The sequence below is a fragment of the Myxococcaceae bacterium JPH2 genome (genome assembly GCA_016458225.1).
GTDB lineage: Bacteria > Myxococcota > Myxococcia > Myxococcales > Myxococcaceae > Citreicoccus.
In genome coordinates, this window is record JAEMGR010000020.1 from 62,528 (window position 1) to 72,726 (window position 10,199).

Below are 10,199 nucleotides of genomic sequence, written 5' to 3' on the forward strand. Positions count from 1 at the left end.
TCAGCGCCTCGGAGGTCGGGGCGCGGGCGGCTGCGCGTGGCGCGGATCCTCCGGCCACGAGTGCCGTGGATACCTTCGCCCCAGCTCCTTGCGCAGCGCGGGGTAGTGCCGCTCCCAGAAGCCCGCCAGGTCGGTGGTGACCTGCACCGCGCGCATGTTGGGCGCTAGCAGGTGCAGCACGAGCGGCACCCGCCCCGCGCACACGCTAGGCCCCTGCGCCATGCCGAAGAAGTCCTGGAGCCGTGACTCGACCCAGGGCGGCTTGTTGGGCTCGTAGTGCACCTGGACGCCGCGACCTCCGGGCAGGGTGACGCGCTCGGGGGCATGGTTGGCCAGCAGGCGCTGCTGCTCCGACGTGAGCCGCGCGTAGAGCGCGTCCAGCAAGGAGACGCCGTCCAGGTCGGCGAAGCTGCGAGCCCCCACGCACAGCGACGCGAGCGCATCGCGCATGAGCGTCGCGTCCACCGTGGGGAAGCCCGCCTCGGGGAAGGCCTGCGCCAGCAACTGCACGCGGGTGCGCCACTGCTCCAGGGCGGCGGGATCGGCGAAGCGCTCCGGGCCCGCCGCGAGCGCGGCTCCAGCCAGGACCTTGGCTGCCTCCTCGGAAGGGGGCGCGGGTGTGCGTGTCTCCTCCAACACCAGGTTCCCGTAGGCGAGTCGCGTGAGGCGCTCGACGCGCCGCGATTCGGGGTTCCACTGGAGTGTGTCCGCTTCCTCGATGGTGTCGGGGTAGAGGTCCAGGAGCCAGAGTGGCTCGATGGCGCTGGCCAGCCGAACCAGGGCGCCGCGGCCGGGTCGCTCCTCGGCGTCGACCGCGACCATCAGCTCTGCGTCCTGCACGACGCTCAACTCTGAAAGCGTGGTGCTGCCGCCGCCGAACATCACCAACTCCGGAGCGCGGGCCCGTCGTCTGCGCGCTACGCGATCCGGATAGCCCGCGAGGACGCTGAGCATCAGCGCCTCTTCGGCGGCCTGAGCCGTATCTGGGCGGCGGCCCTGTTCACGCACCTGCCGACGAAGCTGCTTCTGGACCCGATCGACGGACTGCACCGCCCCGGCCTCCAGCGAGAGCGAATGCATGCGCCCCGACGCGAAGCTCGCGCGTTCCGCCTCGCGAAAGCGCTCGAGCAGCTCCAAGAGGTCGGACGGGCCACTGACGATCGCCGAGCCGCGCGCGCCTCCACCCAGATTGGCTCGGGCCTCTCGGCGGATGTCGCGCTCGCCCATCAGCGCGGCGAGCACGGCGGCGTCCGCGCCCACCCCTCGGCGCTCGCCCTCGACGATGACGCGCGCCTGGCGAGGGTGGACCGGGAAGCGAAGCAGCCGCTGGCCCACGTCGGTCACGCGACCGGAGGCATCCACGGCGCCGAGCCGGCGAAGCAAGAGTTCCGCGGCATCGAGGGCCGCGGCGGGCGGAGGCTCGAAGAACGGGAACTTGCTCAGGTCCGTCGCGCCCGAAGCGCGCAGGGCGAGGATGGTCTCGGCGAGGTCCGTGCGGCGGATCTCCGGAGCTTCCTGCTCGGGCCGACCGTCGAAGTCGTGCTGGGTGTAGAGCCGCAGGCACATGCCCGCGCGGGTACGGCCGGCGCGTCCCGCACGCTGGATGGCTGCGGCACGGCTCACCTTGCTGAGCTTGAGTTGGGGAAGCCCTGACCACGGAGAGTGCGAGGCGACGCGAGCCAGCCCCGCGTCGATGACCACCGCGACGCCATCGATGGTGACGGAGGTCTCGGCCACGTTGGTGGACAGGATGATCTTCCGGCGCGTGCTGCGCCGCACGGCGCGATCCTGCTCGGCGGGTGAGAGGTCACCGTGCAGTGGCAGCAACTCGGCGCCGTGTCGCTCGGCGAACTCGGCGCACGTCTCCTTCGCGCGGCGGATCTCCCCGGCGCCGGGGAGGAAGACGAGCACATCGCCCTCCACGCCCTGGGTGAAGAGTCGCTTGAGGGCGGAGAGGACCTGCTGATCCAGGTGACGTTCGTCAGGCGTGGGCAGGTACTCGATGGCGACATCGAAGCGACGGCCCTCGGACTTGAGCGAGGGGGCTCCACCGAGGAACGCCCGGACGGGCTCGGCCTCCAGCGTCGCGGACATGACGACGAGCTTGAGGTCGGGGCGCGCGGTCTCTTGCAACTGGCGGAGCATCGCGAGCGAGATGTCCGCGGACAGGTGTCGCTCGTGGAACTCATCGAGCACGACGATGCCCACGTCGCGCAGCGTCTTGTCGGACAGGAGTCGCCGGCCGAGCACTCCCTCGGTGACGAAGGACAGACGGGTCTTCGGCCCGCGCACGTCCTCGAAACGGACCTGGTAGCCCACCGTCTCGCCCACGCGCTCACCCATCTCCTCGGAGACGCGCTGCGCGGCGAGCCGAGTGGGAAGCCGTCGGGGCTGGAGGACGATGATCTCCTTGCCGCCTCCGAGCCCGGCCTCCAGGAGCGCGCGAGGAACGCGCGTCGTCTTGCCCGCGCCGGGGGCAGCCTCCAGCACGAGCGACCGATTGCCACGCAGCGTGGCGACGATCTCCGGCAGCAGCGGATCGATGGGAAGGGCGACGTCCGCCATGACAGGGCCTCGGGCTACGCGACTTGGGGGACGGTGGAACTCAGGGCGCTTCAGTCTCGGGCGTCGTCGGGCCCGCCTTCTTGCGGCGACCTCGGCGAGGGGCCTCCGCCTCGCTCGTGGGCTCGGGACTGGAGGCGGGAGCTGCGTCGGAAGCCACGGCCTTCTTCGGCCGCCCACGACGGGCAGGCGGGGCAGGATCCACGGTCGCTGCCGCGCCGTCGCCAGCATCAGGCGACGGGCTCGCCTCGCTGGCCGAGGACTCCTGGGGCGCTTCCTCGAGAGAAGGCGCCTCGGTCTCCGCGCCGGTCAATGCATCGGGCGTTGCCGACGGGGCCTCGGCGGGACTCGTCTCTTCCTCGGGGAGGGACGCCTCGGCCGCGAGTGGATCTCCGTCCTCCGAGAGAAGCGGAGCCTCGCCGTCCGCATCCGGATCTCCATCGAGGAACCCCGCGACGCCCTCTTCGGAGGTGAGCGCGAGCCCACGGCCAGCGCGCTTGCGAGGCTTGAGCGTGAGACCGGCGGCCTCGAAGAGGCCCGGCACGGGCACGAGCGCGGCCTCGGCGAGCAGTCGCCCCTGCCTCAGCACCTGCTCCAGCCGCCTCCCGAGCGAGACCAGGTCCTCGCGAAGCTCGGCCTCCTGCGCCTCGCCGATGGGCGTGGGCGTGAGACTCGCGAGCCATGCGCCATGCGCGACGACGACCTGCTCCACCACGGGGCGCACCATCGCGAAGTCCTCGCGCGCGAAGATGCGCGTGACGTACGCGCTCTTCATCCGACGCTCGTAGGACGTGGCGAACTCGGTGACGGCCTCGCGGGGGGCGCGACGGAGCTGCGGGAACTTGAGGTGCGGAAACAGCGCCTCGATGACGGGGGCCCGGCTGCTGGCGGTGAAGGTAATCCCCGCGTGGAGCTTTTCCAGCGTGTCGACCCAGCGCCCCTGCTGATCGAACGTGTACTCCTCGCGTGCCTCCTCCAACTCGGGCAGGTCCTTCACACGCGCGAGCATCGCGGGCGCGGGCTGTCGAGCGACCCGCAGCCGCTCCAGCGCGGTCGCCAGCCACTGCTTCTCCTCGTCGAGTCCCGACCTGCCAGCGAGCATCTCTTCGGCGGTCACGAGCCGGGCCTCGAAGGCCTCGGCGAATCGGATCAGCTCATAGGACTCGAGCGTCGAAGACATCAGCGGACTCCTGGGCGGGGCGGCGGGAGATAGCACACCTTCAGCGTCCATCGAGCAGGGCGCTCAGCGCGGCGGGCTCGGAGAAGTCCGCGAACGCCCACTCGGCTCCGGCTTCGCGAAGCTGCGCGGCGGTGAAGTTGCCCGTGCCCACGCCAATGCACTCGGCGCCGATGCCCTTGGCGGCATGCACGTCCTTGGGCGTGTCTCCGATGATGACGACGCGGCACTCGGTGAAGGGAACTCCGAGCTGCGCGGCGCCCGCCATGGCCCCGGCCCGGATGAGCTCCACGCGGTCCTCATGGTCGCAGCCGAAGCCACCGAAGGAGAACTGGTCATGGATGCGCACGCGCTCCAGCTTGACCCGGGCCCCCGGGCGCACGTTGCCAGTGCCCAGTCCCACCGCGAAGCCAGCGCGAGCCCGCGCCGCGTGGACGGCCTCCCGCATGCCGGGGTGCACGCGGAACGCCGAGTCATCCACCTTGTGGACCTCCTCGGAGAGGTGCGCGACGTAGCTGTCGACGACGGCCGAGATGGCCTCCTCGAAGACGGGGGCGCCGATGATGCCCAGCGCCTTGCGGACGATGGCCCGGTCGGTCATGCCCGACATGCTGAAGGAGTCGCAGGCATCGCGGCGGCCGTGGAGCTTCTCGAAGGCCATCTCCATCGAGCGCCGTCCAGCGCCGCCAGTGGTGACCAGGGTTCCGTCGATGTCGAAGAGGAGAACGGTGGGACGCATGGCCCCCCATCTAACGGAAGCCCCAGGCCGACGCGAGCCCCGCGCGTATCCAGCCGTCGTCCAGGGGCTTCAGGGCTCGGTCAGCGTGAGGCTGCGCTGCAGGGCCTCTCGGACCTGAGCGCTCTCCTCCAGGGCGACCCGGTCCTCCAGGGCCTGCCGGACCTCCTGCCCCCCCAGCCGGCCGAGTGCCTGCGCCACGGCCGCCCGCACCTGCGCGTCTCGATCCTGCAACTGGGCGAGGAGCGGCGAGGTGGCCTCCAAGCCCAGGCTTCGTCCCAAAGCGGCCGCGGCGCTCGCTCGAACCTCGGGCGGAGCCTGGAGATCCGCCAAGAGCGCCCCAATCGTGTCCGCACCCTGGGGAGGTGCCACGACGGCCAGGGACGCCACGGCGAGCGCGCGCCGCTCACTGGGGACCGCATGGCTCTTCGCGAGTTCGGCGAGGATGGGGACGGCGCCCGTCCCGAGATCATGCCACTGCTCACGGGCCGCCTCTTCGAGAGGGCTGTGCTCCAAGAGCCCGAGGACCCGGTCGCGCAATCCACGCTCGGCTGAGGCGTCATCGACCACGGAGGCGGGATGTGGCACGGGCGCGAGTGCGGCCTCGGAGGCCAGTCCGCCCACGGCGAACACGCCCAGCGCGGACCCCACGAGCCACCCGCGCGCAAGAGAAGCGCGTGAGCGAAGGCGAGGGGACGAGAGGAGTGGCGGTATCAGCATGCGGAGCTCCCCGGTCGAAGCGATGTCCCGGGTTATACGTCGCCTGCCCCTCGGGACTCGATCCCGGTATTGTGCCTGCGCCATGGCCGGACGCGTCTTCTTCTTTCTTCAACACGCCAGCTACGAACCCGCCTTCCAGGCGGCCTCCATGGGAATCACCGCCGCCGCGATGGGGGACGAGGTGTATGTCGTCTTCGCGTTCGAGGCGCTTCGTCAACTGGTGCGCGGAAGCTTCGGACTCGCGCACAGTGAGCGTGAGCGCACCGAACTCGCGCGCGCCGAAGGTCTGGGCGTCCCCGCTCCCGCGCGAATGCTGGAGGAGGCGCGGGCGCTCGGTGCACGGCTCATCGCGTGCGACACGACCGTACGCATCTGCGGCTTCACTCCCCAGGAGCTGGAAGGCACCTTGGATGAAGTCATGGGCCTCGCGTCGATGTGGCGTCTGACGGAGGGCGCGCGCGTGCTCGCGCTCTAGGTCCGGGTTCCTGCCCATGGGCACGAGGGCAGTGTGGGGCAGGGCGCAGTGTCAGCCGCCCGTCATCGGCTGCGGCTGCAACTTGGCACCCCTGACCGAACGCCTCGGACGAGGGCCTCTGAGGCTGTAGCGCCCGCCCCGAGTCGCGCGCTACTCTGCCTGCACGCAGTTCCGCAGTCCCCTCATTGGAAACCCCACACCGTGCGGAGCGCCGAGTCCGCCGGAAGGAACAGACGCACGCTTATGCGCGCCACCAAGTCCCCCCTGAGCGCCCTGCTTGCCGGCATTGTCGTGATGGGAAGCACGCTGTTCGCTGGCTGCCAGACGTACGACTTCGAACCCGTGGATCCGCTCGCGATCGCTCAGACGACGGTCGAGGATGTGATCAAGGCCAAGCGCAGCAAGCCCAACGTCATGCTCCTCGTGGACACGTCCGGCTCGATGACCGATCCGGTGAACCCGTCGTCCGCGCTGTGCAAGCTGCCGTCGGGCGCGACCTGTGGTGGCAAGGACACCCCGTGCGACACCTCCAAGTGCCCGACGCGGTGGTCTGATCTCCAGGCGGCCATGGGGCCCTTTCTGGCCAACAGCGGCAAGCTCCTGCGCTTTGGCCTGACCACGTATCCCGTCCCGCCGCCCGACTCCACGAGCTCGCCGACGGCGGCGGAGTCCTGCGCCGCGGCGACGGCCGTCTCGGTTCGCAAGGACCTGCCGGCCAGCGGCGAGGACGATGACTCGCTGCTCGCGCACGCGAGCACCATCAACACCCTCATCCAGTCCATCCCGAACTCCGGCGCGGGGATGCCCGCGGGTGGTACGCCCACGAGCGGCAGCCTGACGTTCGTCAGTGGGCTCGCCAGCTTCAACGCCGCGGACAAGGATGACCGCGATCAGTTCGTCATCCTGCTGACGGACGGTCTGCCCAACTGCAACTTCAACAACGCCATCGAAGGGCCCAGCACCGAGTGCCGGTGCACGTTCGAGAACCCCAGCCAGTGCTCGGGCAGCTACCGCAAGGCGGGGTGCCTGGACATGGATGCCTCCGTGCAGGCCGCGCGAGCGCTGCGCAAGGACAAGGGAATCCGCACGATCGTCATCGGCTTCGGCGCCGAGACGAACAACGGCGCTGGCACGGAGGTGCTGAACGCGGTGTCGGACGCTGGCGAGTTCGCCCGGTTCCAGCCCTGCGCGGTGGCCACCGAGCAGACCGATTGCGGCGCGGGTGACACCTGCGACCCCTCGACGCGCTTCTGCCGCCGTCACTTCTACCAGGCGGGCAACCAGCAGGAGCTGGCGGCCGCGCTGGAGGCGATCAGCAACAAGCTGGTGATCCAGGACCCCTGCCTCTTCAAGATGAAGAGCTACGAGATCCCCGAGAACCCCAAGCTCATCGTCGTCTACGTCAACGACAAGAGTGTCCCCTCGGGCGCTGACACGTGGGAGCTGACCGCGGATGGCGTGAGCTTCAAGGGCAGCACCTGCGAGCAGCTCAAGGCCTCGCGTCCGGAAGCGCCGGTGACGGTCGAAGTGCGCGCGATCCGCAAGCACTAGACAGCGAGTCGGGCGGGTGGCTTTACCCGAGGCGGAGCGAGGGCTATAGGACCGTCGCTCCGCTCCGCCGCCTCGCCCATGAAAATCACTGTCCTCTCGCGCGCTGCTTCCATCCCGTCCACTCGACGGCTCGTCGAGGCAGGGCGCGCACGAGGGCATCGGGTCCGTGTCCTCAATCCGCTGCGAGTCCAGATGCTGCTGGACGGCCGGAGCGCGACGCTCTTCTACGATCGGAAGAAGCTCGCCCCCACGGATGGCGTCATCCCGCGAATCGCCCTGTCCATCAGCACGTACGGGCTGGCGGTGGTGAACCAGTTCGGCCTCGCGCGAGTCCCGCTCGTCAACCACGCGCAGGCCATCGCGCAGTCGCGCAACAAGATGCGCTCGCTGCAGCTCCTGTCAGCGCATGGCATCAGCATCCCCGCCACGGTGATGGCCCGCGATGCCGCCCACCTCAAGGAGATGGTGGGGCTCGTGGGCGGTGTGCCCGTGCTGGTGAAGCTCCTCCAGGGCCAGGAGAAGCACGGCGTCATGGTCTGCGAGAGCGTTCAATCCCTGGAGGCGGCCTTGGAGGCGGTGCTCGGGCTGGGGCACAACCTCGTGATGCAGGAGTACGTGAAGAGCACGGGCCAGGATGTTCGCGTGCTGGTGGTCGGTGGCAACGCGGTCGCCGCGGTGCGCCGGCGTCCGAGGCCGGGGCGCCTGTCCCATACGCTCAACAAGGGGGCACGGCTCGAAGCGCTCGAGCTGTCGCCCGGGCAGCGAGCCATCGCAGAGAAGGCTGCTCGACTGGTGGGGCTGGAGGTGGCTGCCGTGGACATGCTGGACGTCCAGGGCGAGCCCAAGGTGTTCGAGGTGAACAGCTCGCCGTCACTGCCAGAGATGGAAGTGGCCACGGGCATGGACCTGGCGGACGCCATCATCGCGCGCACGGAGGCGCTGATTGGCGGAGCCTCGCCCGTGTCCCTGCCTGAGCCCGAGGTGTCCCCGCTGCTCCTTCCTGGGCGAAAGGGGGCCGGACGGCCTCCCAAGGCAGGGTCGGGTGGTGGCTGAAGAGAATCGGCTCGCCTGCCGTCCCATGCCTCGTGATACGGAGCACCCGCAGACCAGGAGACGAACCATGTCGCGCATCCAACGCCTCTCTTCCGTGGCCGCCCTCTGGGTGGCGCTGGCCTTCGCACCCGCGCTCGCCCAGGACGTGGACCCCACCAGCTTCTACGAGATCAGCACCGCGGGCTCGTCGGCCCAGGTGAAGGCGGGGCAGAGCGGCACGTTCGTCCTGGCCATCAAGACGAAGGGCGGCTCGCACGTCTCCGAGGACGCTCCCTTGAAGCTTGAAGTGAAGGGGACCCAGGTCACGCTCGCGAAGGAGAAGCTGATCCGCGAGGACTCGGTGGCGAAGAAGCCCGCGGGCGCGCAGTTCGTGGATCCGCGCTTCGAGGTGCCGTTCACGGCGGGTGCTGCCGGCAAGGGCTCGGTGGACGCCAAGCTGACCTTCTTCATCTGCACCGAGAAGATCTGCGCCAAGCAGCAGAAGACGATCTCCGTTCCAGTCGAGGTTCAGTAGGGCATGCGCGAGCGTCCGTCCAAGGGTCGTGGTGAGCGGGAGCGCGGCGGCAACGAGTCGCAGCGCCAGGTGTATGGCGTGAACCCCGTGCTGGAGGCCCTTCGGGCGCGTCCAGACGAGGTGGATCGTCTCTACATCGTCGAGGGACAGGTGGGCGACCGCGCGGCGGGTGAACTCCTGAGCCGGGCGCGTGATGCGGGCATTCGGGTTGAGCGAGTCCCACGCGAGCGCCTGGCCTCCATGGCGGACGGGGGCGTGCACCAAGGCGTGCTCGCCGAGCTGCGTGGCTTCCGCTACGTGGAGCTGGAAGACGTGCTGGAGGCCGCCAAGCAGAAGGGGCAGCCGCCCCTCGTGGTCGTGCTGGACGGCGTTCAGGATCCGCACAACCTGGGCGCCATCATCCGGTCCGCCTATGCGCTGGGCGCCCATGGCGTCGTCATCGCCAAGGACCGAGCGGTGCAGGTGACGGGAACGGTGGCGAAGGCCTCAGCGGGAGCGGTTGAGCATTGCCCCGTCGCGCGTGTCACCAATGTCTCCCGTGCGCTGGAAGAGCTGAAGGCTGCTGGGCTCTGGGTGGCGGCCGCGGACGTGGGGGGCACTGAATCCCTTTGGACCGCTCGGCTGGACGGCCCGCTGGCGCTCGTCGTGGGCGCGGAGGGCGCGGGCGTGCGGGACGGCGTCCTCAAACACTGCGATTTCCGGCTTCGGATCCCCATGGCGGGCCAAGTCGGTTCACTCAATGCGTCGGTTTCCGCCGCGATTCTGCTATACGAGGTCGCGCGTCAGCGGAGCGGCCCTCGCTCCCAAGCTCGCGGCAAGGATCAATCTCCTTGACTTGAGCGATGGGGACTTCTAAAAGGGCGCGCCTCGCACGCCGGTGCCGGGTGGTTGACGGAGCTTGCGGAACAGGGTAGGGCGGCGGAGCGGTTGCTGGACGAATGCCGGTGTAGCTCAGTCGGTAGAGCAACTGATTTGTAATCAGTAGGTCGCGGGTTCAAGTCCCGCCGCCGGCCAAGCAGGACGGGGCCGCGGACAAGGGCCCGAGTTGTGTGGGTGAAGTTGGCAGCATCTGATGTATGTAGGGACAAGGGAATATCTGGAGGGATACCCAAGCGGCCAAAGGGAGCAGACTGTAAATCTGCCGGCTCTACGCCTTCGATGGTTCGAATCCATCTCCCTCCACTCGGCAACGCGGGAATAGCTCAGTTGGTAGAGCGTCAGCCTTCCAAGCTGAATGTCGTGGGTTCGAATCCCATTTCCCGCTCCAATCGTTGTAGTGAATCGCCAAGCCCTGATAGCTCAGTTGGCAGAGCGCATCCTTGGTAAGGATGAGGTCACCAGTTCAATCCTGGTTCAGGGCTCCATTTTTCGAGGAGTGTCATGTCCAAGGAAAAGTTCGATCGTAGCCTTC

The 10,199-nt window shown here is 69.0% G+C and carries 9 protein-coding genes and 4 tRNA genes; 9 read left to right on the top strand and 4 right to left on the bottom strand.

Annotated features, from left to right (window positions below):
• From hrpB to JGU66_26550, 4 genes are all read right to left on the bottom strand, one after another.
• Window positions 1–2,565 (bottom strand): ATP-dependent helicase HrpB, encoded by a 2,565-nt coding sequence (gene hrpB, locus JGU66_26535; GenBank protein MBJ6764349.1) that lies wholly within the window; start codon window positions 2,563–2,565, stop codon window positions 1–3.
• A 40-nt stretch (window positions 2,566–2,605) separates the two neighbouring features.
• Window positions 2,606–3,742: a hypothetical protein gene (locus tag JGU66_26540; GenBank protein MBJ6764350.1), complete on the bottom strand. Its 1,137-nt coding sequence runs from the start codon at window positions 3,740–3,742 to the stop codon at window positions 2,606–2,608.
• A 40-nt stretch (window positions 3,743–3,782) separates the two neighbouring features.
• A complete protein-coding gene (locus tag JGU66_26545) occupies window positions 3,783–4,478 on the bottom strand; it encodes a haloacid dehalogenase-like hydrolase (GenBank protein ID MBJ6764351.1) in 696 nt (231 codons plus the stop codon).
• A gap of 69 nt (window positions 4,479–4,547) precedes the next feature.
• The gene (locus JGU66_26550) at window positions 4,548–5,195 is read right to left on the bottom strand and encodes a HEAT repeat domain-containing protein (protein MBJ6764352.1); all 648 of its coding nucleotides are present in this window, start codon (window positions 5,193–5,195) and stop codon (window positions 4,548–4,550) included.
• Window positions 5,196–5,277: 82 nt separating this feature from the next.
• On the opposite strand from JGU66_26550, the gene JGU66_26555 reads away from it, so the two are divergent.
• The 9 genes from JGU66_26555 to JGU66_26595 all read left to right on the top strand — a co-directional run bounded on the left by JGU66_26555 (window position 5,278) and on the right by JGU66_26595 (window position 10,152).
• A complete protein-coding gene (locus JGU66_26555; GenBank protein ID MBJ6764353.1) occupies window positions 5,278–5,670 on the top strand; it encodes a DsrE family protein in 393 nt (130 codons plus the stop codon).
• Between the two features lie 243 nt (window positions 5,671–5,913).
• Window positions 5,914–7,221 (top strand): adventurous gliding motility lipoprotein CglB, encoded by a 1,308-nt coding sequence (gene cglB, locus JGU66_26560; protein MBJ6764354.1) that lies wholly within the window; start codon window positions 5,914–5,916, stop codon window positions 7,219–7,221.
• A 78-nt stretch (window positions 7,222–7,299) separates the two neighbouring features.
• A complete protein-coding gene (locus JGU66_26565) occupies window positions 7,300–8,274 on the top strand; it encodes a RimK family alpha-L-glutamate ligase (GenBank protein ID MBJ6764355.1) in 975 nt (324 codons plus the stop codon).
• Window positions 8,275–8,341: 67 nt separating this feature from the next.
• Window positions 8,342–8,788: a hypothetical protein gene (locus JGU66_26570; protein ID MBJ6764356.1), complete on the top strand. Its 447-nt coding sequence runs from the start codon at window positions 8,342–8,344 to the stop codon at window positions 8,786–8,788.
• 3 nt (window positions 8,789–8,791) lie between these two features.
• Entirely contained in the window at window positions 8,792–9,622 is an 831-nt protein-coding gene (rlmB, locus tag JGU66_26575; GenBank protein ID MBJ6764357.1) for a 23S rRNA (guanosine(2251)-2'-O)-methyltransferase RlmB, read from the top strand.
• A gap of 106 nt (window positions 9,623–9,728) precedes the next feature.
• Window positions 9,729–9,801: transfer RNA gene (locus tag JGU66_26580), tRNA-Thr, on the top strand.
• Between the two features lie 85 nt (window positions 9,802–9,886).
• Window positions 9,887–9,970, top strand: a tRNA-Tyr gene (locus tag JGU66_26585).
• Between the two features lie 9 nt (window positions 9,971–9,979).
• Window positions 9,980–10,055, top strand: a tRNA-Gly gene (locus tag JGU66_26590).
• 21 nt (window positions 10,056–10,076) lie between these two features.
• Window positions 10,077–10,152, top strand: a tRNA-Thr gene (locus JGU66_26595).
• Window positions 10,153–10,199: the final 47 nt, after the last annotated feature.